This is a genomic window from Streptomyces sp. NPDC059255, assembly GCF_042752355.1.
Lineage (GTDB): Bacteria > Actinomycetota > Actinomycetes > Streptomycetales > Streptomycetaceae > Streptomyces.
This window is the reverse complement of the sequence record NZ_JBHYZP010000019.1, coordinates 50,406-75,518: the sequence shown is the minus strand read 5'-3', so window position 1 is coordinate 75,518 and position 25,113 is coordinate 50,406. Positions and strand designations below refer to the sequence as shown.

The following is a 25,113-nucleotide window of genomic DNA, read 5'->3' as shown; positions in this document are numbered from 1 at the left end:
ACCTGCGGCGGCTGTCCCGGATGGGGCCGCGGGAGGTCGCCGGCCGGGCGGGCGACGCGGCGCGCAGGCGGCGGTGGCGGTCGGCGCCGCCGGAGTGCCCGGAGGTGACCGGCGCCCGGTTCACCGCGGTCCTGCCCGCGGGGGCGATCGCCGCCGTGCCGCCGGACGCCGCGAAGCGGCTCGTCGCCGACGCGGACCGGCTGATGGCCGGGCACGGCGGGTACTTCGGGGTGGACCGTGACGACCTGGCCGACCCGGACTGGTCGTACGACCCGAGGACCGGGCGCCGGGCCCCGTGGGACCACGCCTTCGACGTGCCGTACCGGGACGAGGATGTCGTCGGGGACATCAAGCAGATCTGGGAGCTGTCCCGGCATCAGTACCTCACCGTGCTCGCCGCCGCCTACGCGCTCACCGGCGACGAGCGGTACGCCGAGCGGGTGGCCGCGCATCTGCGGTCGTGGTGGGCGGCCAACGCGCCGCTGCGCGGCGTCCATTGGACCAGTGGCATCGAGCTGGGGATCCGGCTGCTGTCCTGGGTGTGGATCCGCCGGCTGCTCGACGGCTGGCCGGGCGCGGCCGGGCTGTTCGAGGGCAACCCGGTGGCGCTCCGGCAGATCTGGCACCACCAGCGCTGGCTGGCCGCCTTCCCCAGCCGGGGTTCCTCGGCCAACAACCACGTCATCGCCGAGGCCGCCGGGCAGACCGCCGCGGCCTGCGCGTTCGGCTGGTTTCCCGCCTCGGCACGCTGGCGGGCCGACGCGCTGCGGTCGCTGGAGCGGCAGTTGCGGAGCAACACCTTCGGCTCCGGTCTGAACCGGGAGCTGGCCACCGAGTACCACGGACTGGTGCTGGAGCTGGGCCTGGCCGCGGTGGCCGAGGCGGACGGGGCCGGTGTGCCGGTCCCCGCGTCGGTCCGGGAGGTGCTGCTGCGGATGACCGACGCGCTCGCGGCCGTCGTGGACGGCCACCTGCGGCCGCCGCGCCAGGGGGACGCGGACGACGGGCACGGTCTGGTCGTGGACGGCGCGGACACCGACCGCTGGGCCTCGCTGCTGGCCACCGGGGACGCCGCGTTCGGCCGGCTCGCCTGGTGGCCGGCGGTGACCGGCACCGATGTGCGGACCCCGCTGCTGGCCGCGCTCATCCGGCCGTACGCGGGGAACGGGACCGCGCCGGCCGTCGCCCGCCCGGACCGTCGGCCGGCCCATTTCGCCGACGCGGGCATGACCATCCTGCGGGGTCCCGCGGAGATCTGGTGCCGCTGCGACGGTGGTCCGCACGGATTCCTGTCCATCGCCGCGCACGCCCACGCGGACGCGCTGTCCGTGGAGGTCCGGCACGACGGGGTCGACGTGCTCGCCGACCCGGGGACCTTCTGCTACCACGGGCAGCCGGAGTGGCGGCGGTACTTCCGGTCGACCCTCGGCCACAACACCCTGCGGCTGGACGGCGCCGACCAGTCCGTCTCCGGTGGCCCGTTCCTGTGGACCCGGGGGGCCCGCAGCCGCGTCCTGGTCGCGGACCCGTCCGGCAAATCCGGCGGGGGGACGGCCCGCTGGTGCGCCGAGCACGACGGCTACCGGCGCTCCGTGCACCGCCGCCGGGTGGAGCTGACGGCCGCGAGCCGGGAGCTGCGGGTGGTCGACGAGGTGCGCGGGCCGCGCCGGGCCGCGCAGTTGGCGTTCCACCTGGGCCCGGCGATCGCCGCGGAGCTGGCGGGGAACCGGGCCACGCTCACCTGGACCCGGGACGGCGAGGACCGCTCCGCGGTGCTCGACCTGCCCGGGGAGCTGTCCTGGCGGGCGCACCGCGGCGAGAGCGACCCGCCGCTGGGGTGGTACTCCGCCGGCTTCGGGCGCAAGGAGCCCGCCACCACGCTGGTCGGCACCGGCTTCACCGGCGGCGCGCAGGGGTTCACCACCGTACTCAGGTTCCGCGGTTAGGGCCTGCCGTGGGGATCAGGCCGGATCGACGACAGGCTCCGAGGAGTCCGAGGAGGACGACGCGTGCGTATGCAGTGGCGGCACTGGGCGTTACCGGCGGCACCGCTGGCGCTGGCCCTGCTGGCGGCGACCGGCTGTGAGAGCGCGCCGGACGCGCGGCCGGAGCCGACCGCCACGCCGTCCGCCTCCGTGGCCCGGGTGTGTGCCGGGCCCGCGGCCGGGCCGGCGAAGGCGCCGGCGGGCGCAGTGACGGTCGATCCCGCGGTCACCGGTGACCTGGCCGCGAAGACCAGGAACAGCCCCGCGCACACCACGTTCTGGCTCCGGCCGGGCACGCACCGGCTCGCACCGGACCGCTACGCCCAGGTCGTCCCCAAGGAGGGGAACAGCTACGTCGGCGCGCCGGGCGCGGTGCTCGACGGCCGGAAGACCAACCAGTACGCGTTCGGCGGCGCCGCCCGCGACGTCACGATCCGCCACCTGACCGTGCAGCGGTTCGTCGCCCCGCACAACGAGGGCGTGGTCAACCACGACTCGGCCGACGGGTGGGTGATCGAGCACGCGACGATCCGGAACAACTCCGGCGCCGGGCTGATGGCCGGTGCCCGCCAGCGGGTCCGCGCCAGCTGTCTGCGCGACAACGGCCAGTACGGCATGAACGCGTACCAGGCCTCCGGCCGCATCACCGGCCTGGTGGTCGAGGGCAACGAGATCACCGGCAACAACAAGGACGACTGGGAGCGGCGGCGGCCGGGCTGCGGCTGCACCGGGGGCGTCAAGTTCTGGGCCGTCGACGGCGCCGACGTACGCGGCAACTGGGTGCACGACAACCGAGGGGCCGGGCTGTGGGCGGACACCAACAACAACGACTTCCGCATCGAGGACAACGTGCTGGAGGCCAACGACGGTGCCGCGCTGATCTACGAGACCAGCTACAACGCGGTCATCCGGAAGAACACGATCCGTCGGAACAACTGGGTCGAGGGCCGCCGGTACGCCGACCGCGGCGACACCTTCCCGTTCGCGACCGTCTACCTGTCCGAATCCGGCGGCGAACCACGGATCCGGGCCCGTACGGACAGGATCGAGATCTACCGGAACGTGCTGGAAGACAACTGGTCCGGAATCACCCTGTGGGAGAACGCCGACCGGTTCTGCAACAGCCCGGCCAACACCTCGTCCGGTGCCTGCACCCTGCTGGTGAAGGACACCCGCCGCTGCGCGCGGCCGGCGATCGCCACCGCGCCGCTCTACGCCGACTGCCGGTGGAAGACCCAGCGGGTGGAGATCCACGGCAACCGCTTCCTGCTGGACAGGTCCGTCGTCGACTGCACGGTGAAGTGCGGCCGCATGGCGCTGCTGGCCAACTACGGCACCTATCCGGACTGGTCGCCGTACCAGGGCGAGCGGGTGGCCGAGGCGATCACCCGCGAGCAGCACAACCGCTGGCACGACAACGTCTACGTCGGACCGTGGGAGTTCGTCGCCCACGACCCGAGCCGGGTCCTCGACTCCGGGCAGTGGCGGTCCACGCCGTACGAGCAGGACGCGGGCAGCACCTTCCGCGCACGGGACGGTGGCTGAGATGGGCGCGGACCACACGGACCACACGCCGAAGATCGTCGGGGCGGTCTGGGGGCTGCTGATCCTCAACACACTCGGCTCCGCCGGGGCGAGGACCATCGTCCCGCTGCCCCGCTCCCTCATCCAGATGGTCACCATGGGCGCGCTGGTCGCCGCGTTCGCGCTGGCGCTCGCGGTCAATCCCCGGCTGCGCGTCCGGGCCAGTGCCTTCGTCTTCCTGCTCACCCTGCTGCTGGTGCCGAGCGTGATCTCCAGCGTGAACCTGGAGTCCGGGTTCGGCGCGCTGTTCCGCTGCGCCCGGCTGGCTCTCTTCGTCGGCACGCTGTGGCTGCTCAGCCGCTGGTGGGACGGCGGCCCGGCCTTCGTCCGGCACCACATCCGGATGTACTTCGCGGTCCTCTGCTCGGTGGCCGCCGGCGCGGTCGTCTCACCGGGCGCCGCCCTGCCCGAGCTCTACGGCGGGCGGCTGGTCGGCGCGTTGTGGCCGCTCACCCCGCCGCAGATCGGACAGTACGCCGCGGTGATCATCGGGCTCACCGTGCTGCTCCTGCTGGGCCGCGGGACCGACCGGGTCAGCGCGGCGGTGGTCGTCGTGCCGGCTCTCGTCCTGCTCGCGCTGACCCATACCCGTACGGCCACGCTCGGCCTGCTCGCCGGGCTGGTGCCGGCGATCGGTTCCCTGGTCCTGACCAGCGCCGCGGCCCGCCGGTTCTTCGTCTGGGCGGTGGGGTGCGCCGCCGTGGCCGCGGTGGGGTTCGGCTCCGTGGTGCAGGCGTGGTTCCTGCGCGGGCAGAGCCAGGAGAACTTCACCAGCCTCACCGGCCGGGCCAAGGTCTGGGACGCCCTGCTGGCGGCACCGCGGACGACCTCGGAGTTCCTTTTCGGCGCGGGGCTGGGCGACAAGTCGTTCGGCGGGCTGCCGATCGACAACAGCTGGCTGGCCGTCTACCACGAGCAGGGTGTGACCGGTGTCGCCCTGGTGTCGGCGGTCTTCGTCGTGCTGGGCGGTGTCGCGCTGCTCCGGCCACCGTCGCTGTCGAGGGCCTGCGCCCTCTTCCTGATCTGCTACTGCGCGATCGCTTCGTACACCGAGGCCGGGCTGGGCGACGCCTCGCCGTATCTGCTGCATCTGGCCGTGGCCGCCTCGCTGCTGGCGGCGCCCGCGGCGGCCCCCGCCCTCGCGACGCCGGCACCGGCGCCCGAACCGACGCCCGAGCCCACGCCCGAAGCCCCTCGGCGGGGCGTCGTCCCGCGCGAGGCCCTGAGACCGGAGGTGACCTGACCATGCGCGTCCTCGTGGTGCACAACCGCTACGCCTCGGCGCAGCCGAGCGGGGAGAACACGGTCGTCGACCAGGAGGTGGCACTGCTGCGCGAAGCCGGCCACCGGGTCGGGGTGTTCGAGCGGCGCAGCGACGACATCGCCGCCCGGTCCCTGCCGTCCAAGGCCGCGCTGCCGCTGCTGGTGCCGTGGAACCCGGCGGTCCGCGCGGAGCTCGCCGCGCGGCTCCGCGCCGAGCGGCCGGACGTGGTGCACGTCCACAACGTCTTCCCGCTGCTGTCGCCGGCGGTGCTGGCCGCCTGCGCCGACGCCGGTGTGCCCGCCGTCGCCACGCTGCACAACTACACGCAGGTCTGTCCGCCCGGCACGCTGCGGCGGGACGGCCGGCCGTGCGCCGAGTGCGTCGGGTCGTCGCCGCTGCCCGCCGTCCGGCACGGCTGCTACCGGAACTCGCGGCTGGCGACGGTGCCGCTCGCGGTCAGCCTGTCGGTCAACCGGCGGCGGTGGTGGACCGGTGTGGAGCGGTTCTTCTGCATCTCCGCGGCGCAGCGCGAGGTCCTGGTGCGGGCCGGTATGCCCGCCGAACGGCTGGCGGTGAAGCACAACTTCGTGCCCGACCCGGGCGCCCGCCGGGCGGGCTCCGGCGAGCATCTGCTCTATCTCGGCCGGCTCGCGGAGGCCAAGGGCGTGCGGCTGCTGATGGCCGCGTGGGACGACATCGCCGCCGGGGGCGGGGTGGGCGTACCGCTCGTGATCGCCGGCGCGGGGCCGCTGGAGCGGGAGGTGACCGCTTGGGCGGCGGGCCGGGACGACGTGCGGTACGTCGGCCTGTACGACCCGGCGGAGTGCCGGCGGGCCCTCGCACGGGCGGTCGCCGTGGTGGCTCCGTCCACCTGGCTGGAGGCGTTCGGCCTGGTGGTCGTGGAGGCGATGGCGGCGGGGGTCCCGGCCGTAGCCGCCGGGCACGGCGCCTTCACCGAACTCGTCGAGGACGGGGTGACCGGGCTGCTCCACCGGCCCGGCGAGCCCGCCTCGCTCGCGTCCTGCCTGCGCCGGATCACGGCCGGGCCGGAGCGCAACCGGGAGATGGGCCGGGCGGCCCGGCGCCGTTACGAGCGGGACTTCAGCCCGGCCGTCGGGCTGGAGCGCCTGGTGGAGGGGTACCGCACCGCGATCGCGGTGCGCTCCGGCGGCGGGGACGGCCCGCCGCCGGCAGGGAACGGAAGCACTGGCTCGCGGCGGGGAGACCCGCGCGGGCGGGATGGGGGCAGGAGATGACACGATGCCGACTCTGCGGCTCGACGGCGCTGTCCAGCGTCGTCGACCTGGGGGCGACCCCGCCGTGCGAGAGCTTTCTCGCGGCGGACGAACTGGACCGGCCGGAGCCGGCGTACCCGCTGCACCTGCGGGTCTGCACCGACTGCTGGCTCGCGCAGATCCCTCCGCTGATCACACCGGAGGAGACGTTCACGCAGTACGCGTACTTCTCCTCCTACTCGACCTCCTGGGTGGAGCACGCGCGGACGTTCGTCGCCGGCGCCGAACAGCGGCTGGGCCTCGGCACGGACTCCTTCGTGGTCGAGGTCGCGAGCAACGACGGGTACCTGCTGCGGCATGTCACAGACCGCGGGATCCGCTGCCTCGGCATCGAGCCCTCGGTGAACGTCGGCGCCGCGGCGCGGGAGGCGGGGGTGCCCACGCTCACGGCGTTCCTGGACCCGGGGACCGGCGCCGGTGTCCGCGCCGAGCACGGCCCGGCGGATCTGGTCGTGGCCAACAACGTGTACGCGCACATCCCCGACGTGGTCGGGTTCACCCGGGGGCTGCGCGCCCTGGTCGCCGATGACGGCTGGGTCTCCATCGAGGTGCAGCACCTGCTGACCCTGATCGAGGAGAACCAGTACGACACGATCTACCACGAGCACTTCCAGTACTACACGGTGGCGTCCGCGATCCAGGCGCTGGCGAGCGGCGGACTCACGCTCGTCGATGTCGAGTTGCTGCCCACGCACGGCGGCTCCGTCCGGCTGTGGGCCCGTCCCGCCGAGGCGGCCGGCGAGCCGACCCGGCAGGTGGCCGACGTACTGGACCGGGAGAAGGCGGCCGGGCTGCGGGAGCTGTCCGGGTACACCGAGTTCTCCGCCCGGGTGGCCAAGGTGCGCCGGGACCTGCTGCGGTTCCTCATCGAGGCGGCCGAGCGCGGCGAGACGGTCGTCGGCTACGGGGCCCCGGGCAAGGGCAACACCCTGCTCAACCACTGCGGCATCCGGCCCGACCTGCTCCCGTACACGGTCGACCGCAACCCGTACAAGCACGGCAGGTTCACCCCGGGCACCCGCGTCCCGGTCCTGCCGCCCGAGCGGATCAGCATCGACCGACCGGACTACGTGCTCGTCCTGCCCTGGAATCTGCGGGCCGAGCTGGTCGAGCAGCTGTCCTTCGTGCACGCCTGGGGCGGCCGGCTGGTCTTTCCCATACCGGAACTGAGCATTGTCGAGGTCAAGCCATGAAGGTCGTACTGTTCTGCGGCGGCTACGGGCTGCGTATGCGCAACGGAGCCTCCGACGACGTGCCCAAACCGATGGCGATGGTCGGCCCGCGGCCGCTGATCTGGCATGTCATGCGCTACTACGCGTACTTCGGGCACACGGAGTTCATCCTGTGCCTCGGGTACGGGGCCCACCACATCAAGAACTTCTTCCTCACCTACGAGGAGACGACGTCCAACGACTTCGTGCTGCGGGGCGGACGGACCGAGCTGCTCTCCACCGACATCGCGTCCTGGACGATCACGTTCGCGCAGACCGGCATCGAGTCACCGATCGGGGAGCGGCTGCGCCGGGTGCGGCACCACCTGGACGGTGACGAGATGTTCCTCGCCAACTACGCCGACGTGCTGACCGATGCCCCGCTGCCGCAGATGATCGACCGGTTCGCCCGGCGCGACGCGGGCGCGTCGATGATGGTGGTGCCGCCGCAGTCCTCGTTCCACTGCGTGGACCTGGGCGACGACGGCCTGGTGGGGGGCATCACCGCGGTGAGCGAGCTGCCGCTGTGGGAGAACGGCGGCTATTTCGTGCTCCGCCAGGAGATCTTCGACCACATCCCGGAGGGCGGGGATCTGGTCGCCGACGGATGTGCCCAACTGGCCAAGCGGGGAAGGCTGGTGGCTCACCAGCACCGCGGTTTCTGGAAGCCGACGGACACCGTGAAGGAGCGGGCCGCGCTCGACGACGCCTACGCCCGGGGCGACCGCCCGTGGGCCGTGTGGGAACGGGACGGCGCGGGGGCGGGCGCGAGCGGCGGCGGATACGGCTCCGGGGCGAGAGCGTGATCCGGCTCGGGGCGGGGCCCCTGACCCGGGTCGTCGCGGTGGGCGCGCACTGCGACGACATCGCCATCGGCGCGGGCGGCACCCTGCTGACGCTGTGTCGCGCGCGGCCGGGGATCCGCGTCGACGCGCTGGTGCTCTCCGGCGGTGGCGGCGAGCGGGAGCGGGAGGAGCAGGCCGCGCTCACCGCCTTCTGCCCGGGTGCCGACCTGCGGCTGACCGTGCTCAAGCTGCCGGACGGCCGGCTGCCTGCGCACTGGGGCGAGGCCAAGGCCGCGGTCGAGGAGCTGCGTGCGCGGACCGAGCCGGATCTCGTGCTGGCCCCGCGCACCGACGACGCGCACCAGGACCACCGCATCCTGGCGAAGCTGATGTCCACCGCCTTCCGCGACCACCTCGTGCTCGGCTACGAGATCGTCAAGTGGGACGGCGACCTCGGCCGGCCGGCGGCGTACCAGCCGCTGTCGCCGGAGACCGCCGAACGGAAGGTGCGGCTCCTTCAGGAGCACTACCCCTCGCAACGGCACCGGCCCTGGTACGACCGGGAGGCCTTCCTCGGGCTGGCCCGGATCCGCGGCATCGAAAGCCACGCGCGCTACGCCGAGGCGTTCGCCGTCACCAAACTCACTCTCGACCTGGGGGAATGAACTGTGCGCGTACTGCTGACCGGACACCAGGGCTATCTGGGCACCGTGATGGCCCCCGTCCTCACGGCCGCCGGGCACGAGGTCGTCGGGCTGGACGCCGGCCTGTTCGCCGACTGCGTCCTGGGCCCGCCGCCCGAGGACCCGCCGGGGCCGCGGGTGGACCTGCGCGACATCACGGCCGCGCACGTGGCCGGGGTGGACGCCGTGATCCACCTGGCCGCCCTGTCCAACGACCCGCTGGGCGCGCTGGCGCCGGAACTCACCCACGACATCAACCACCACGCGTCCGTACGGCTGGCCCGGCTGGCCCGCGACGCCGGAGTACGGCGCTTCCTGTACGCGTCGACGTGCTCGGTCTACGGCGCCGCCGGCGAGAGCGGCCTGGTGACCGAGGACGCCCCGCTGCGCCCGGTGACGCCGTACGCGGAGTCCAAGGTGCGGGTGGAGGACGACCTGCACGCGCTCGCCGACGGCGACTTCAGCCCGGTGTTCCTGCGCAACGCCACCGCCTTCGGCTACTCGCCCCGGCTGCGCGCCGACATCGTGCTGAACAACCTGGTGGGCCACGCGCTGCTCTCCGGCGAGGTGCTGGTGCTCTCCGACGGCACCCCCTGGCGCCCACTGGTGCACGCCGCGGACATCGCGCAGGCCTTCACCGCCGCGCTGACCGCGCCGCGGGAATCGGTGCACGACCGGGCGTTCAACATCGGCAGCGAGATCAACAACGTCACCGTCGCCGAGATCGCCGGAAAGGTCGCCGAGGCGATACCGGGCTCGCGGGTGGTGATCACCGGGGAGACCGGTGCCGATCCGCGGTCGTACCGGGTGGACTTCTCCCGGTTCCGCGCCGCGGTGCCCGGCTTCGCCTGTGCGTGGACGGTGGAGCAGGGCGCGCTCGAACTCGCCGACGCCTACCGGAAACACGGGCTGACCCGGGAGGACTTCGAGCAGCGCTTCACCCGGCTCGCCGTGCTGCGCGCGGCGTCCGACGCCGGCGCCGTCGACGACACCCTGCGGTGGCGCCGGTGACCGCGGCGGGCGAGGAGATGTACGCCCTGGTGGAGCGGTTGTACCCGCTGTGCCGGAGCATCACCGGCGACGGTGTCCGCGCCACCCTGGACATCGTCGGCGAGTACGTCCCGCTGGAGGTGCGCGAGGTGCCGACCGGCACCCGGGTGCTCGACTGGACGGTGCCGCAGGAGTGGAACATCCGGGACGCGTACATCGCCGACAGCGCGGGCAACCGGGTCGTCGACTTCGCCGCGTCCAGTCTGCATGTGCTCGGCTACAGCGTGCCCGTGTCGGCGACCATGCCGCTGGCCGAGCTGCGCGGACACCTGCACACCCTGCCGGACCACCCGTCCTGGGTGCCCTACCGCACCAGCTACTACCGGCCCGAATGGGGGTTCTGCCTGGCCCAGGAGACCCTGGACGCGCTGCCGGACGGCGAGTACGAGGTGTGCGTCGACTCCACCCTCGCCGACGGCCACCTCACCTACGCCGAGCACGTGGTCCCCGGGCAGGTCGCCGACGAGGTGATCGTCTCCAGCCATGTCTGCCACCCGTCGCTCGCCAACGACAACCTGGCCGGCATCGCGGTGGCGACGTTCCTGGCCCGGGCGCTGGCGGAGGCGACGCCGTACTACACCTACCGGTTCGTCTTCGCGCCCGGCACCATCGGGGCGATCACCTGGCTGGCACGCAACGCGGAGCGGGTGGACCAGATCAAGCACGGTCTGGTGCTGGCCTGCGCCGGCGACCCGGGGCAACTGAACTACAAGCGGAGCAGGCGCGGTGACGCGGAGATCGACCGGGTGATGCGGCATGTGCTGCGCGCCTCCGAACGCCCGCACCACATCGCCGAGTTCACCCCGTACGGCTACGACGAGCGGCAGTTCTGCTCGCCCGGCTTCGATCTCGGCGTGGGCTCGCTCAGCCGGACCCCGTACGCCGGCTACCCCGAGTACCACACCTCGGCGGACAACCTGGACCTCGTCTCCCCGGCGGCGATGGCGGACACCCTCGCCCTGTGCCGCGAGGCGTTCGCCGTCCTGGACCGCAACCGGCGGTACGTCAACCTCAGTCCCTACGGCGAGCCGCAGCTGGGCCGGCGTGGGCTGTACGACTCGCTCGGCGGCCGCAGCGACGCGAAGCAGGCGCAGATGGCCATGCTCTGGGTGCTCAGCCTCTCCGACGGCGAGCACACGCTGCTGGACGTCGCCGAGCGGGCCGGGCTGCCGTTCGAGGCCGTCGCCGCCGCGGCCGACGCCCTGGGCGCGGCCGGACTGGTCAAGGCATGACGCCGATGACCACCGAGGGGAAGAAGACGACCACATCGGGGGCACCGCCGGCACCGGCGGCTCCGGACGGGCCCGCCCGGCGGAGCGCCACCCGGGCCGTCGCGGCCCGGCTGTCCTGGGGGCTGGCCGACCAGGCGGCCTCCAGCCTGACCAACTTCGTCGTGGGGATCTACGTGGCGCGCTCGCTCGGGCTCGCCGCGTTCGGCGTGTTCAGCCTGGCGTGGGTGACCTACGGCGTGGTGCTCAGCGTCTCCCGCGGGCTGGCCACCGACCCGCTCGTGGTGCGCTTCAGCGGGGTGCCGGAGGCCTCCTGGCGCGGGGCGGTGGCCCGGTCGTCGGGTACCGCGCTCGGCGTCGGTGCCGCGATCGGCGGGGTGTGTCTGGTGATCGGGCCGGTGGTCGGCGGCGCCGTGGGGTCCGCGTTCGCCTGCCTCGGCGTCATGCTGCCGGGGCTGCTGCTGCAGGACGCCTGGCGGTACGCGTTCTTCGCCGCCGGCACCGGGCGGAAGGCGTTCGTCAACGACCTGGTGTGGGGTGTCGCGCTCGTCCCGGCCATGGTGGTGGCGGCGCGGGTGGGCAGCGTGGCCGCCTTCGTGCTCGCCTGGGGCGGGTCCGCCGCGGTGGCCGCGGCGTACGGCTGCCTCCAGTCCGGGATCCGGCCCCGCCCGGCCGGGGCGCGCGCGTGGGTGCGCGACCACCGCGACCTCGGCTACCGGTACCTGGTCGAGAACACCTGCGTCAGCGGCGCGAGCCAGTTGCGCGCGTACGGGCTCGGCGCGATCGTCGGGGTCGGCGCGGTCGGGGTGGTCCGGGGCGCCGAGCTGCTGCTCGGCCCGTTCCTCGCCCTGCTGATGGGGCTGTCGCTGGTCACCGTCGCGGAGGCGGCCCGGGTGGTACGGCGGGCCCCGCACCGGCTGGGCACGTTCTGCCTCCTGCTGGGCGGCACGCAGGCCGCCGCCGCGCTGCTCTGGGGCGCGGCGCTGCTGCTGGTGCCTGACCGGGCCGGTGAGTTCGTGCTCGGCGGCGTCTGGCCCGCCGCCTCGGAGCTCATCGTGCCGGCCACGCTCGGCGTCGCGGGCGCCGGCCTCGGCACCGGCGCGGCGGCCGGGCTGCGCGCGCTCGGCGCGGCCCGGCGCAGCCTGCGCTGCCAGCTGTTCGCCTCCGCCTGCTACGTCGGCGGCGGCCTCGGCGGGGCGGCCGTCGCGGGCACACTCGGCTCGGCCTGGGGCGTCGCCGCGGCGACCCTCTGCGGCTCGGTCGTGTGGTGGCTGCAGCTGCGGTCCGCCCTGCGCGAGCGCCACCCCCACCCCATCCGCGAAGTGAGGACGCCATGACCGCCCTTCCCCGGCTGAGCATCGGCCTGCCCGTGTACAACGGCGAGGAGTACCTCGCCGAGTCGCTCGACGCCCTGCTCGGCCAGACCTACGAGGACTTCGAGCTGGTCATCTCCGACAACGCCTCGACCGACGGGACCCAGGACATCTGCCGCCGGTACGCCGCGCGGGACTCGCGTATCCGGTACCTCCGGCTGCCCCGGAACATCGGCGCCGCGCCGAACCACAACCACGTGTTCACCCAGTGCCGCGGCGAGCTGTTCAAGTGGGCCTCGCACGACGACCTGTACGCCCGCGACCTGCTGCGGCGCTGTGTCGAGGCGCTGGACGAGCGGCCGGAGGTGATCCTCGCGCACAGCGGCCAGGCGGTCATCGACGGCGAGGGCCGGGTGAAGGTCCCGTACGAGTACGGGCTCGCCACCGACTCGCCGCACGCCCCGGAGCGCTTCCGCAGCCTGCTGTTCGAGCCCGGTGGCGACGACTTCTACGGGGTGATGCGGGCCGACATGCTGCGCCGGGTGAAGCCGCACGACAGCTACCACCACGCGGACCGCACGTTCGTCGCCGAGATCACCCTGCGCGGCCCCTTCCACCAGGTGCCGGAGCTGCTGTACTTCCGCCGCGACCACCCCACCCGCGCCGAGCGGGCGAACCCGGGCAAGCGCTCCCGGTGCGTCAACCTGGACCCGCGCCGGGCGGGCCCGCTGCACCCGACGCCCCGGCTGCTCGCCGAGTACGTGTGGGGCTTCGTCGCGGCGGTCCGGCGGGCACCGCTCTCCCCGGCCGACCGGCGCGCCTGCTACCGCCATCTGGCCGCGTGGCTGGCCGGCCGGGTCCGGCCGGGCGCCGGCGAGCGGGTCGAGGACCGCGCCCCGGTCGACCCGGCCCGGCTCACCGTCTCCGTCGACGCCCTGGTCGCCGGCCGTGAGGGGAGGCGGACATGACGGCGGCGCCCGGAACCCCGGTGCGCGTCGGGGTGTTCGGCCTGCTCGGCTCCGGCAACCTCGGCAACGACGGGTCGCTGGAGGCCGTGCTCGGGTACCTCCGCGCCGCGCACCCGGAGGCGGTGGTGGACGCGCTGTGCGGCGGACCCGAGGCCGTCACGGCCCGGTACGGGATCCCCGCGACGCGGCTGCACTGGTACCGGGGGGAGTACCGGACCGCGTCGCGCGCGGGCGCGGTCGCGGCGAAGGGGCTGGGCAAACTCGTCGACGCCGTCCGCACCGCCGCGTGGGTGCGCCGGCACGACGTGGTGATCGTGCCGGGGATGGGCGTCCTGGAGGCGACGCTGCCGCTGCGGCCGTGGGGCTTCCCGTACGCGCTGTTCCTGCTCTGCGCGACCGGCCGGCTGTTCGCCACCCGGGTGGCGCTGGTCGGCGTCGGCGCCGCCGCGATCGGCAGCCGGCCGACCCGGGCCCTGGTGCGCTGGTCGGCGCGGCTGGCCGCCTACCGCTCGTACCGGGACACGCTCTCCCGCGACGCGATGCGGGCGATGGGCGTGGACACCGCGCGCGACGAGGTCCACCCGGACCTCGCGTTCGCCCTGCCGACCCCGCCGACGGGCGCGCCCCCGGGCCCGCCGGGCCGGGTCTGCGTCGGCGTCATGGCCTTCCACGGCGGCGACGACGAGCGCGCCCTCGCCGGGGAGATCCACCGGCGCTACCTCGACGGCACGACCCGCTTCGTCCGCGCGCTGGCCGAGGACGGCAGGCCGGTCCGGCTGCTCACCGGCGACGAGGCCGACGCGCCGGTGGCCGACGCGATCGTCGACGCGGTGGACTCGCCGCTGGTCACCGCCGCCGAGACGGCCTCGCTGGCCGACCTGATGCGGGAGATGGCCGCCGCCGACACCGTGGTGGCGACCCGCTACCACAACCTGGTCTGCGCGCTGAAGGTCGGCACGCCGACGCTCGCACTCAGCTATGCGGCGAAGAGCGACGCGCTCATGGCGCGGATGGGGCTGGACGCGTACTGCCATCCGGCCCGCGAGGTCGACGCCGGCCGGCTGCTCGAACAGTTCCGGGCGCTGGAGCGGGCATCGGCGGAGGTACGGCGGACCCTCACCGAGCGGAACCTGGTCGCCACCCGGCGCCTGGAGCACCAGTTCACCGCCCTGACAGCGGCCCTGTTCCCGGCGGCCGACCACGCCCACACCGTACGGGAGGCCTCATGAACGCGCCCGGAACGAAGACGACCGGAGCGAGGACGACCGAAAGGACCGCGCCCGGAATGAAAGCGACCGACGTCCCGGCGATCGCCGGCGCGTACCTGTTCGAGCCGACGCCGTACGCCGACGAGCGCGGCTCCTTCTGCCGCACCTTCGACGCCGACGTGGTCCGCTCGGTGGGCCTCGACCCGGACGCCTTCGTCCAGGACAGCCTGTCCCGCTCGGTCCGGGGCGTGCTGCGCGGCCTGCACCTGCGCTCCGGCGCCGGGGAGGCCAAGCTGGTGCGGTGCTCGTACGGGCGGATCTTCGACGTCGTCGTGGACCTGCGGACGGACTCGCCGACCTACCGGAACCGGGCCTTCTTCGAGCTGTCCGACGAGACGCAGACGACCCTGTACATCCCGGCGGGGTGCGCGCACGGCTTCCAGGCGCTGACCGGGCCCGCCGACGTCTCGTACCGGATCGACCGCCCGCACGATCCGGCCGAGGACGTGACGATCGCCTTCGACGACCCGGAGCTGGCCATCGACTGGCCGCTGCCGGTCACCTCGATGTCCCGGCGGGACCGGGAGGCGCCGAGCCTCGCCGAGTTCCTGCGCCGGAAGGAGAGTTGAGGCCGTCATGGACAAGGCGCACACCGAACACACCGCCGACGCGGCGGATACCGAGGAACTCCCCCTGCCCCGGTCGCGGAGGGCGAACGAGCGGCTGCACGCCCTGATCCCCGGTGGCGCGCACACCTATGCCAAGGGCGACGACCAGTACCCCGAGAACCTGGCCCCGGTCATCAGCCACGGCCGCGGCGCCCATGTGTGGGACATCGACGGCAACCGCTACATCGAGTACGGCTCCGGCCTGCGGTCGGTCAGCCTCGGCCACGCCCACCCCCGCGTGACCGAGGCGGTGCGAAGGGAACTCGACCGCGGCAGCAACTTCGTCCGGCCGTCCATCGTGGAGGTCGAGGCCGCGGAACGCTTCCTGGCCACGGTGCCGACCGCCGAGATGGTGAAGTTCGCGAAGAACGGCTCCGACGCCACCACCGCCGCGGTCCGCCTCGCCCGCGCCGCCACCGGGCGCGCGCGGGTGGCCGTCTGCGCCGACCATCCGTTCTTCTCCGTCGACGACTGGTTCATCGGCACCACGCCGATGTCCGCCGGCGTTCCGGCCGCGACCAACGAGCTGACCGTGTCCTTCCCTTACGGGGACCTGGCCGCCACGGAGGAACTGCTCACCCGGTACCGGGACGAGATCGCCTGCCTGATCCTCGAACCCGCCGGCCACACCGGGCCCTCCCCCGGCTCTCCCCTCCGTCCGGGCGGGGGCGACCCCACTCCCGGCTACCTCGCCGGCCTGCGCGAACTGGCCGACCGGCACGGCTGCGTCCTGGTCTTCGACGAGATGATCACCGGCTTCCGCTGGTCCGAGGCGGGCGCCCAGGGTCTGTACGGCGTCGTCCCCGACCTCTCCACGTTCGGCAAGGCGCTGGGCAACGGGTTCGCCGTCTCGGCGCTGGCCGGGCGCCGCGATCTGATGGAGCGGGGCGGGCTGCGCCACTCCGGCGACCGGGTGTTCCTGCTGTCCACCACGCACGGTGCGGAAACCCACTCCCTGGCGGCCGCGATGGCCGTACAGACGACGTACGCCGAAGAGGGCGTCACCGCGCGGCTGCACGCGCTCGGCGAGCGGCTGGCCGCCGGTGTCCGCGAGGCCGCGGCGGGCCTGGGCGTCGGCGACCACCTCGTCGTCCGGGGCCGGGCCAGCAACCTGGTCTTCGCCACCCTCGACGAGAACCGGCGGCCGTCGCAGGAGTACCGGACCCTGTTCCTGCGGCGGCTCCTCGCGGGCGGGGTGCTGGCTCCGTCGTTCGTGGTGAGCAGCGCGCTCACCGACGCCGACATCGATCACACCGTCGAGGTGGTGGCCCAGGCGTGCGCCGTGTACCGGAAGGCGCTGGACGCCGCCGACCCCACCCCCTGGCTGGCCGGGCGGCCGGTGAAGCCCGTGTTCCGCCGCCGGGCGTGACGTGCGGTCAGCGACGCTCCCGGCGACCGGCACCGGCACCGGCGCCAGCCGCCCGGCCGGCCGCCCGGTCCACCAGCCAGGCGGTCGCCGGTACCACCGCGAGCGCGGTGCACCAGCCGCCGAGGACATCGGTCGGATAGTGCGCGCCCAGGGCGACCTGTGCCCAGCCCATGGCGGCGCCCGCGATCAGCACCGCGGCGAGCACGAGTGACGCGCCGGCCGTCCCGCCGAGGCCGGGCCGGCCGGCCGCGAGCAGCGCCGCCACGAGGGCCAGCGCGGTGAGAAAGGCGGTGTGCCCGCTCGGGTAGGACAGGCTCCCGTCGTGGATGGTGCGTCCCACCAGGGACTTGAGCAGCGTCGTCGTCCCCACGGTCAGTCCGGCCCCGGCGACGACGAGCACCGCCGCGCGCGGACGCCGGCCCAGCAGGCACCCCGTCACGGCGGCCACGACCAGCGCCGCCGCCCCCACGGGCTCCCCCAGGAAGTCCACGGCCAGAGCGGCCTGCCGCCACGGCGCCCCGACCCCCTCCACCACCGCGGAGACCCGCGCGTCCACCCCGCCGGGCCCGCCGTCTCCGGCGTACAGGACCCCGAGCACCACGACCACCAGCGCCGCGAGGGCCGCGAGCGACCCGAGCCAGGCACGCGCCGACGGGGGCAGCACCGCGCGCGACGGCCGGCCGGTCACCCGCATCTCCCCTCCCGACGGAGCCGAGGACGCCTCGCCTCGTACGCAAGGTTCACACAGGTACTCGACGCCGCGCAGGCCGTTGCGCGGGGAACCTCGACAGGCTCTAGGTCATCAGGCGCCGCAGGTCCGTCGCGTACTGGCGGATGAGGGCCGGGGAGAGGCGCGGCACGTCCCGGTCCGGTCCGATGCCGGCCTCCTGGACGGCCGCCCGGAAACGGGCACACGGGACGTCCGAACCGGGCACAGCCTCTTCCGGTTCCCGGAAGCCCCGCAGCAGGGGAAGGACGGAGTACCGGCGCTGTGCCTCGGGCAGGTTGCGCAGGGCGGCTTCGACGCGGACGAGCCAGTCACCGTAGCCCGCGATCCGCTCGATTCCGTGGCCGTCCTCGATGAGCCACTCCACGAACGTGTCGAGCGAGATGCCGTCGTCGTGCGGGTTCACCAGATGGAAGGTCCGGTACCCGGAGGTGCTCCGGCCCAGCGCGACGACCGATGCCGTGGTGAAGTCGACGGGCAGGCCGTCGTAGTGGGCCCGCGGCCCCTCGCCGCCGCCGGTCCGGTAGAAGGAGCTCGGGGCCACGCCCGTCGCGAGGAGACTGAACAGCAGCCGGCTGAACATGTCGTGCACGTTGAGCTGCCCGGCGTACCGGCTGTGCGCGAGGATCATGTTGGAGCGGAACACCGTCACCGGCAGGTCGCACAGGTCGTGCGCCTCCCGCAGCAGCACCTCCCCCGCCCACTTGCTCGTCATGTACCCGCCGGCGTACCCGTCGTCGACCGGCTGGACCGGCAGCGCGGCGCGCACGTCGGTGTCCTCGTCGAGCGGCTGTCCCCTCCGGGATCGGGACACGGCCACGCTGGAGATGTACGTGACGGGCTTGAGCCGTTCGGTCAGGGACAGCCGGATGAGCTCCGCGGTTCCGAGGACGTTGGCGTCGAACAGGTGGCGGTACGGCAGTACGTGGTTCACCAGGGCGCCCGCGTGGACGATCAGGTCCACCTCGCCGGCCAGCCGTTCCCACGTCGCCTCGTCCAGGCCCAGCCTCGGCTCGGCGATGTCCCCTGCCAGCACCTCCAGGTGCCCGGCGGCCAACTCCTGGAAGATGCGGGTCAGTTCGGAGTCGTCGCTGCCGAAGGCATCGGCCAGCCGCTGCCGGGCGGCGTCCGGGTCCTTGCCGCGGACCACGACGATCAGCCTGCCGTCGGCCGGGGCAAGCCGTTGGAGCCACTCAAGGGTGAGGAAGCGCCCCAGGTATCCGCTCGCGCCGGTCAGCAGAACGCGGCGTGGTTCCCCGCCGGGGCGCGGGAGGTGGCGGGCGCCGTCGAGCGTCGCCGCGTCGATGAACCGGCCCAGGTTGAGGTCCTTGGCGTGCGTCTCGGTGGCGTCCTCGCCGTGCACCGACGCGAAGGTGGGGCGCGTCGCGGTGGCCGTGCGCTTGGCCTCGACGTAGGCGGCCAGCCGCCGCAGGTCGTGCGCGGGGCTGATGATGACGTCGACCGGCACCCGGACACCGAAGGTGTCGTGCAACAGGTTCGACAGTGACACCGCGGACAGCGAGTCGCCGCCGAGGTCCCGGAAGTGCGCGGCGGGACTCACCTCGGTCGTCGAGCCCACCAGCAGCGCCCGCGCGGCCCGCTGGACCGTTTCCACCACCGGCCGGTCGCCGCCCGTGCGGCGCAGGTCGAGCAGTTCCTGGGCCTCGTGGGCCGAGATCTCGGCGTACAACTGCTCCAGTCGCTCGCCGTAACGCTCCACGAGCTTGGGCCACAACAACTTTCGCTGGTCCGACAGCAGGCCGTTGGTCTGGCTGAACGGCTCGGCCTCGATCAACAGCCCCCTGGGGATCTCGTACGAGTGCAGGCCGGTGTCCTTCGCGATCCGCTGGAGCGATTCGCTCAGCAGTTGTCCGAGACGTTCCCGGTCGTCCCCGTACCGCTCCAGCGCGTCCGGGGTGGGCACGACGACGGCGAGCAGGTAGGAGCGCTCGCTGTTGCCGTAGAGGAAGATCTGCCGCACCGACGGGCTGGTGACGAAGACCGATTCCAGCCTGGCGACCGCCACGAACTCGCCCTGGGACAGCTTCAGGACGCTCTTGCGGCGGTCCACGACGGCGATACGGCGCGGACCGAGTTCCGCGACGATGTCGCCGGTCCTGTAGTAGCCGTCCTCGTCGAAGAGTTCCGCCGTCAGTTCGGGCTGCTTGTAGTAGCCGGGAATGCCGTCGGCTTTCACCAAAAGCTCGCCGCGCGGGTGCGGGGTGTCGGTGCGGAAGTAGCCGAGCTCGGGCACGTCGGCCAGCTTGTAGTCGGTCACCGGCGGGCTCAGCAACTCGCCGTCGGCGGCGATGCCCACGACCTCCGTGGAGCCGTACACGTTGTGCAGGGGCACGCCGAGCAGGTCCTCGGTGAACTCGGTCAGTGTGGCGGACAGCGGCGCGGAGCCGCAGCTGGCCCAGCCGACGCGCCCTCCGAGGACCTCCTCGCGGAGCCGCTCGCGCACCTCGGTCGCGGCCCGCTCCGGGTCGGCGCCCGCGGAGATCCGCCGGTCCAGCTCGCTCCGGTAGAGCTGGTGGAACATCTCGCACACGCGCGGCACCAGGGACAGCTCGGTGGGGCGTACGAGAGCGATGTCCTCGAAGAATGTCGACAGGTCGCTACTGGCGGTGAAGCAGTTGGTGCCGCCGCGCGCCAGTGTGTTCGTCAGCGAGAAGTGGCCCGCGACATGGCTCATCGGTGTGTAGTTGAGGGTGACCGTATCCGTGGCGCTCGGCTTCGCCAGGTACTGCCACATCACCCTGGCCATCCGCTCGGTGTATATCGCCCCCTTCGGTGTTCCCGTACTCCCCGAGGTGTAGATGAGGATCGAGAGGGGGTCCTCGTCGTCGCCGGGGACGTACGGCGGTGCCTCGGGCAGGGCCGCGCCGCGGTCGAGGACCTCCGACAGGGTGACGACCTCCACGTCCCGTCCGGCCCGGATCAGGCCCTCGCGGGCGGCGTCGAATCGCTCCGCCTGGTCCTCGGCGCGCGGGTGGTGGTCGAACACGACCAGCCGCTGGACCGAAGGTGTGCGCAGGGTCAGGTCGGTCGCCGTGTCCAGTCGTTCGATGCTCGTGGCGACGAGCAACGGCTCGGTCTCCGCCATGACGGACGTCAGCTGCCCGGTCGCCGCACTGGTCTGCAACGGGACCATGACGGCGCCGAGTTGGGCGCACGCCAGGTTCAGCGTCGCGTAGTCCCGGCTGCTGAAGCCGAGGAGGGCCACCCGGTCGCCCGCGACGAGAGGGCGCCGCGGGTGGTGGTGCCATTCGCTCGCCACCGCCTGGATGCGGCTCCACAGCTGCCGGTAGGTGGTCGTTTCGTAGTGCGGCAGCAGACGGGCCGAAACGCGCCCGGTCCGGGGGTCCCGCACGAACTCCCTCGCCCGCTCACCGACGGCGGGCCGGTCCTGGTAGCGCTCAAAGGCATGTGCCATGACTTGCGCGAGTCGCACTGTGATCTCCGCGTCGCATAGGTGGCGGACTTGTCCGGATACCGCCGGCCTGTCGGCCTGCGACGTCCCTTTGCCGGGCGTCGGCGGGCGGTCTCTCCAGGGCGCGACATTCTACAAGGGCCGTGTAGTCAGCGGGAGTTACGGAAACCGGTGTTCCAGGTGACGATTTTCAGCCGGGGCCTGTGCACGGATCGGCACGGGGACATCACCCCACGCGGGGGTTGGTGTAAAGCGTCCCCTCGGACCAGATGTAGCGCGTTCCGCCCCACTTCGCCGCCGACTCGACGTCGGGAAAGAATCCCCGTCCCCCAAGGTTCGCGCTCGTGTTGCACAACACCGGTACGCCGCTGATGTCCGCGTAGGCGGTGAGGATACGAGCGGTGTCGGTGTCCTGGGTCGACGCGATGGTCTGGAGCCGAGCGGTACCGTCCAGGTGCACGACGGCCGGGACGCGTTCGGCCCACCCGGGCCGCATGCGGTGCTCGAAGATCATGTACGGGTCGGGCGTGCCGGGGGCGAAGACCTCCGGCGCGCGCTCCTCCAGGCAGATGGGGGCGACGGGCCGGTACGGGGCCCGGTTCTTGATGTCGTTGAGCCGGTCCTTCATCCGGCTGTCGGTCGCGGGCGCCAGGATGCTCCGGTTGCCCAGAGCGCGCGGGCCCAGCTCCGCCCGGCCGGAAAGGACGACCACCGGTTCGCCCTCGGTGTGCAGGAGGGCGGCCAGCTGCCGTTCGTCGCAGGGCTGGGCCCGCCACCCGTCGGGAAGTGTGCCCGTGGTGATCCGCGGTCCGCTGTAGACATCCCACTCCAGCGCCGTCCGGCCGCGCCGGAACATCTCGCAGGCCGCTGTTCCGATCGCCGCCCCCGCGTCGTTGGGGAAGGGCGGGACGAAGACCTCCTGGAAGACCCCGCTGGCCCGAATCGCGGTGTTCCACTTGATGTTGAGCGCGCAGCCGCCGCCGAGCACCAGGTTGTGGCCGCCGTCCGGGAAGCGGCTCCGTACCGCCGAGGTGAGCCGCTCCAGCAGGTGGTGGCCGATGTAGGCCTGGTAGGTGGCGATGAGGTCCGCGTTGGACAGGCCCGGCATCAGCTCGTCCCTGTTCGCGGCTACCTTGTCGCCCAGCACGCCCACCTTGTCGACGGGAAGGTCGCGGAACTCGGCCATGAGGTCGTCGAAGACGGCGAAGGCACCGGTCTCGACCCGGCCCTTGGCCGCGTACGCCATGGCCTTCCCCGCGACGGAGAGGTGTTGGCGGATGTACGTGTCCGACGTGACGTCGTCGGTGTTGAGCACATACGGCTCGAACCGCGAGCAGAAGGCCGCGAAACTGCCTCCGAAGACGGGCAGCAGGGACTCGACGAAGGTCACCTCACGGGTCGCGGCCCGCACCCGGTAGAGGCGCGGCGTGACGAGGCCGTCCCAGACCACGACGAACGCGTCTTCGCCCCTGGCGGCGAACGGGCTTGAGCAGTACGTGCCGATGAGATGGTTGGCGACATGGGTGTAGCCGGCGTAGGTGTCGAAACCATGGCCGCTGAAGGTGTGGCGTTGCAGCGGCCCGTCGTCGCCGGGGCTCTCCAGGTACGGCGCGGTCCGGAGCTGTACCGGCAGGCCGCCGGCGTTCACCGTGACGGCGGGCTGGCCCGCGGCGTCCTTCGTGTACCAGCCGTCGACCACGAACTGGTCGATGTCGGCGGGTGACAGGCCCTCCGCGGCGAGGATCTCCGTCACGCGTTCCAGGTCTCCGAGGGAGCTGTAGCGTTCGCCGTTGTTCAGCTTCTCGATCTCGTAGCTGAAGAGAAGGCGGCCGTCTGCGATGACGGCGACCCCGCCGTCGTGCGATGCCTTGATCCCGCATATGAGCATGTGGTCAGCCACACCTTTCTGGCCGCACAGCGGCCTGGAATTCGGCAGTCACATCAGAAGTCACATCAAAAGGATGGTGACGCACTGTTCATCACCCGCCACTAGCGGCGGTTCAGCCGTACCGGCAGTGAGTGGAGCCCGCGAATGATCGTGCTGGTACGCCAGCGCAGTTCCGCAGGGTCGGCCGCGAGCCTCATGGCGGGGAACGCGTCGAGCAGGGCGCCGAACGCCACCCGCAGCTCCACCCTGGCCAGCGGCGCCCCGAGGCAGTGGTGGATGCCGTGTCCGAAGGCCAGATGGCCGCCGTCGGTGGGCCTGCGGACGTCCAGCGCATGCGGATCGTCGAAGCGCCGCGGATCACGGTTGGCGGAGGCGATCGCCAGCAGCACGAAGTCGCCGGCCCGGATCTCGACGTCACCCATGGTCAGGTCCTCCGTCGCGCACCGGAAGGAGGCGTGCTTCAGCGGGCTCTCCAGCCTCAGGAACTCCTCGACCGCGCCGGGGAGGAGGGAACGGTCCTCGCGCAGTGCCTCCCACTGGTCCGGGTTCCGCATCAGGTGGAGCGTGCCGTTGCCCAGGGCGTTGAGGGTGGTCTCGAAACCGGCGACGAACAGCAGGTAGGCCATCGAGACCAGTTCGATCTCGGTCAGCTGGTGGTCGACGTCGTGGGCCGAGACCACGGCGGCGAGCACGTCGTCGGTGGGCACGCGGCGTTTGCGCTCGATGAGTTCGCCGAGGTACGCGACCACCTCGGTCGTGGCGGCGGCGGCCGCTTCCGGGGAGTCGCCGGAGACGAGCGCCTTGGACCAGGCCTTGAAGTTCTCCTGCTCCTCGACCGGCACACCCAGCAGCAGACAGATCACCCGGATCGGCAGCGGAAACGCGAAGGCGTCCAGCAGGTCCACCGTGTCGTCGTCCGAGAGGGCATCGATCAGTCCGCCGGTGATCTGCTCGATCTCCGGCCGGAGCGCTTCGACGGCGCGGCTGGTGAAGGCCTTGCTCACGAGCTTGCGCATCCGGGTGTGGTCCGGCGGGTCGGAGTTCAGCATGTGGCTGGCGATGACCGGTGAGAAACCGGCACGTCGGTTGCTGTCCGGCTCGTTCTGCGCGAACAGCCGGTCCATCCTGTTCAGATCGGTGCTCAGCCGGGGATCCGCCAGTGCGGAGCGCACCGCCTCGTATCCGGTGATGAGCCAGACCGGCAGTCCGCCGCACACGGGGACTCCGGGGGGCATCCGCACCCGGTGCGCCGAGCCTTCGGCGCTGAGCTTCGCGTACACCGAGTAGGGGTCCTGCACGAAGGCGTCGTCGAGTTCCAGAAGGGCGGAATCCTGATCCATGGGCGCATCCTCGAAAATATTGTTGGTTTCACGCGCCGAACGAGGCGTTGAGGCGCGGGCGCACGCCGACTCGTACCTGCGGTGCGGGGCGGTCAGCGCCGGACCATCTCGACGAGGTCGTGGCTGATGCCCAGGTCGTCGAGGAGCAGTTGCAACGGTCCGGTGTCCCGCGCGGGCGCCGGACGGGACGCGGCCCACGCGCTCAGCTGACCGGTGTCGATCTCGAAGCCGCCCTGGGCCGCCACGGTCACCCACGGTTCCAGGTCCGCGGAGCGGAACGCGGTGAGCCCGGTGACGAGCGCCTCGCGGAACATCCGCTGCTCTGCGCCGTCCAGGTTCCGGTAGAGCGAGCCGCACAACTCGCGGAACACCACGGCGTGTCCGCTCTCGTCCCGCCGGTGCAGATCGGTGGTGATCCGGTTCATCGGCTGGATCTCCTGGGCGGTGGCGAGTGCGGAGAGGAACCCGCTGATCGTCGTCTCGGCGGCCAGGGAGAACGCGATGTCGACGATGTCGCGGTCGAAACCGGACAGCCCGACGCGGACCGCGTCCCGTCCCTGGACGACGGACCAGACGCCCGGCGCGAACCGCACGTCCTCCAGGCCGCGCCGCCTGCGGGTGACACCGACGGCGTTGTGGCACATCAGGATGTGGTAATGCTCGTCGATGATCGTCTGGTGCAGCGCGTCGACGGCGACGTCGTCGCGGCGGACGGGGATCCGTTCCTGCAGCATCAGCCGGCAGGCCGGCAGGATGATCTCGTCCTCGATGGCCGCGGTCTTGGCGTTGTAGGAGATCCACGCCGCGGACAGGATGCGCTCGCGGGCGTCCCGGTCGAGCCGGTCGGCACCCGGCAGGCCCAGCACCGGGACGAGGTGTTCGGGAAAGTCCGGCAGCGCCGCGTCGAAGTGACCGTCGAGGTCGAGCTCGTCCTTCTTGACGGCCACTCGCTTCCCCCAGCGGAGCGTCAACTGCGCCAGCAGGTCGCGCTCGTACTCGGGCACTTCGCGTGCCGCGGTCATCGGGAAACCTCCTTCATGGGTTCACCACGGGAAGCAGGCGGGCGCCGACCCGATGCGGAGAACCGGTCGGGGGCCGAACCGCTGTGCTCAT

At 72.7% G+C, this 25,113-nt stretch carries 19 protein-coding genes; 14 read left to right on the top strand and 5 right to left on the bottom strand.

Annotation, left to right across the window (positions count from 1 at the left end):
- Positions 1 to 20: 20 nt before the first annotated feature.
- The 14 genes from ACFXKG_RS22415 (at position 21) to ACFXKG_RS22350 (ending at position 16,612) form a co-directional block, all read left to right on the top strand.
- Positions 21 to 1,946 carry an alginate lyase family protein gene (locus ACFXKG_RS22415; protein ID WP_384841966.1) on the top strand — a complete coding sequence of 642 codons (1,926 nt, stop codon included), beginning with the start codon at positions 21 to 23 and terminating at the stop codon, positions 1,944 to 1,946.
- Positions 1,947 to 2,015: 69 nt separating this feature from the next.
- Complete coding sequence (locus ACFXKG_RS22410; protein WP_384841963.1) at positions 2,016 to 3,530, top strand: right-handed parallel beta-helix repeat-containing protein; 1,515 nt, start codon at positions 2,016 to 2,018, stop codon at positions 3,528 to 3,530.
- A gap of 1 nt (position 3,531) precedes the next feature.
- The gene (locus tag ACFXKG_RS22405; RefSeq protein ID WP_384841732.1) at positions 3,532 to 4,812 is read left to right on the top strand and encodes an O-antigen ligase domain-containing protein; all 1,281 of its coding nucleotides are present in this window, start codon (positions 3,532 to 3,534) and stop codon (positions 4,810 to 4,812) included.
- A gap of 2 nt (positions 4,813 to 4,814) precedes the next feature.
- Complete coding sequence (locus ACFXKG_RS22400) at positions 4,815 to 6,089, top strand: glycosyltransferase (RefSeq protein WP_384841729.1); 1,275 nt, start codon at positions 4,815 to 4,817, stop codon at positions 6,087 to 6,089.
- The gene (locus ACFXKG_RS22395; RefSeq protein ID WP_384841726.1) at positions 6,086 to 7,321 is read left to right on the top strand and encodes a class I SAM-dependent methyltransferase; all 1,236 of its coding nucleotides are present in this window, start codon (positions 6,086 to 6,088) and stop codon (positions 7,319 to 7,321) included. Before ACFXKG_RS22400 ends, ACFXKG_RS22395 begins: the two co-directional genes overlap by 4 nt.
- Positions 7,318 to 8,145, top strand: coding sequence for a glucose-1-phosphate cytidylyltransferase (locus tag ACFXKG_RS22390; protein WP_384841723.1), 828 nt, complete (start codon positions 7,318 to 7,320; stop codon positions 8,143 to 8,145). Before ACFXKG_RS22395 ends, ACFXKG_RS22390 begins: the two co-directional genes overlap by 4 nt.
- A complete protein-coding gene (locus ACFXKG_RS22385; RefSeq protein WP_384841720.1) occupies positions 8,142 to 8,789 on the top strand; it encodes a PIG-L deacetylase family protein in 648 nt (215 codons plus the stop codon). Before ACFXKG_RS22390 ends, ACFXKG_RS22385 begins: the two co-directional genes overlap by 4 nt.
- A 3-nt stretch (positions 8,790 to 8,792) precedes the next feature.
- Complete coding sequence (locus ACFXKG_RS22380; RefSeq protein WP_384841717.1) at positions 8,793 to 9,818, top strand: NAD-dependent epimerase/dehydratase family protein; 1,026 nt, start codon at positions 8,793 to 8,795, stop codon at positions 9,816 to 9,818.
- Positions 9,806 to 11,089 (top strand): DUF4910 domain-containing protein, encoded by a 1,284-nt coding sequence (locus tag ACFXKG_RS22375; RefSeq protein WP_384841713.1) that lies wholly within the window; start codon positions 9,806 to 9,808, stop codon positions 11,087 to 11,089. The genes ACFXKG_RS22380 and ACFXKG_RS22375 overlap by 13 nt, the downstream gene beginning before the upstream one ends.
- Positions 11,086 to 12,423, top strand: a complete 1,338-nt coding sequence (locus tag ACFXKG_RS22370; protein WP_384841710.1) for a hypothetical protein — start codon at positions 11,086 to 11,088, stop codon at positions 12,421 to 12,423. Before ACFXKG_RS22375 ends, ACFXKG_RS22370 begins: the two co-directional genes overlap by 4 nt.
- The gene (locus tag ACFXKG_RS22365; protein ID WP_384841707.1) at positions 12,420 to 13,367 is read left to right on the top strand and encodes a glycosyltransferase family 2 protein; all 948 of its coding nucleotides are present in this window, start codon (positions 12,420 to 12,422) and stop codon (positions 13,365 to 13,367) included. The genes ACFXKG_RS22370 and ACFXKG_RS22365 overlap by 4 nt, the downstream gene beginning before the upstream one ends.
- The gene (locus ACFXKG_RS22360) at positions 13,364 to 14,596 is read left to right on the top strand and encodes a polysaccharide pyruvyl transferase family protein (RefSeq protein WP_384841704.1); all 1,233 of its coding nucleotides are present in this window, start codon (positions 13,364 to 13,366) and stop codon (positions 14,594 to 14,596) included. The genes ACFXKG_RS22365 and ACFXKG_RS22360 overlap by 4 nt, the downstream gene beginning before the upstream one ends.
- Positions 14,597 to 14,652: 56 nt before the next feature.
- A complete protein-coding gene (gene rfbC / locus ACFXKG_RS22355) occupies positions 14,653 to 15,204 on the top strand; it encodes a dTDP-4-dehydrorhamnose 3,5-epimerase (RefSeq protein WP_384841701.1) in 552 nt (183 codons plus the stop codon).
- Between the two features lie 7 nt (positions 15,205 to 15,211).
- Positions 15,212 to 16,612 (top strand): glutamate-1-semialdehyde 2,1-aminomutase, encoded by a 1,401-nt coding sequence (locus ACFXKG_RS22350; protein ID WP_384841698.1) that lies wholly within the window; start codon positions 15,212 to 15,214, stop codon positions 16,610 to 16,612.
- Between the two features lie 7 nt (positions 16,613 to 16,619).
- On the opposite strand, the gene ACFXKG_RS22345 is transcribed toward ACFXKG_RS22350, so the two are convergent.
- From ACFXKG_RS22345 to ACFXKG_RS22325, 5 genes are all read right to left on the bottom strand, one after another.
- Positions 16,620 to 17,300, bottom strand: a complete 681-nt coding sequence (locus tag ACFXKG_RS22345; protein ID WP_384841695.1) for a phosphatase PAP2 family protein — start codon at positions 17,298 to 17,300, stop codon at positions 16,620 to 16,622.
- Positions 17,301 to 17,406: 106 nt separating this feature from the next.
- Complete coding sequence (car, locus tag ACFXKG_RS22340) at positions 17,407 to 20,793, bottom strand: carboxylic acid reductase (RefSeq protein ID WP_384841692.1); 3,387 nt, start codon at positions 20,791 to 20,793, stop codon at positions 17,407 to 17,409.
- Between the two features lie 205 nt (positions 20,794 to 20,998).
- Positions 20,999 to 22,660: a carbamoyltransferase N-terminal domain-containing protein gene (locus ACFXKG_RS22335; protein WP_384841689.1), complete on the bottom strand. Its 1,662-nt coding sequence runs from the start codon at positions 22,658 to 22,660 to the stop codon at positions 20,999 to 21,001.
- A gap of 101 nt (positions 22,661 to 22,761) precedes the next feature.
- Positions 22,762 to 24,000 carry a cytochrome P450 gene (locus tag ACFXKG_RS22330; protein WP_384841686.1) on the bottom strand — a complete coding sequence of 413 codons (1,239 nt, stop codon included), beginning with the start codon at positions 23,998 to 24,000 and terminating at the stop codon, positions 22,762 to 22,764.
- Positions 24,001 to 24,092: 92 nt separating this feature from the next.
- The gene (locus ACFXKG_RS22325) at positions 24,093 to 25,022 is read right to left on the bottom strand and encodes a diiron oxygenase (protein WP_384841683.1); all 930 of its coding nucleotides are present in this window, start codon (positions 25,020 to 25,022) and stop codon (positions 24,093 to 24,095) included.
- Positions 25,023 to 25,113: the final 91 nt, after the last annotated feature.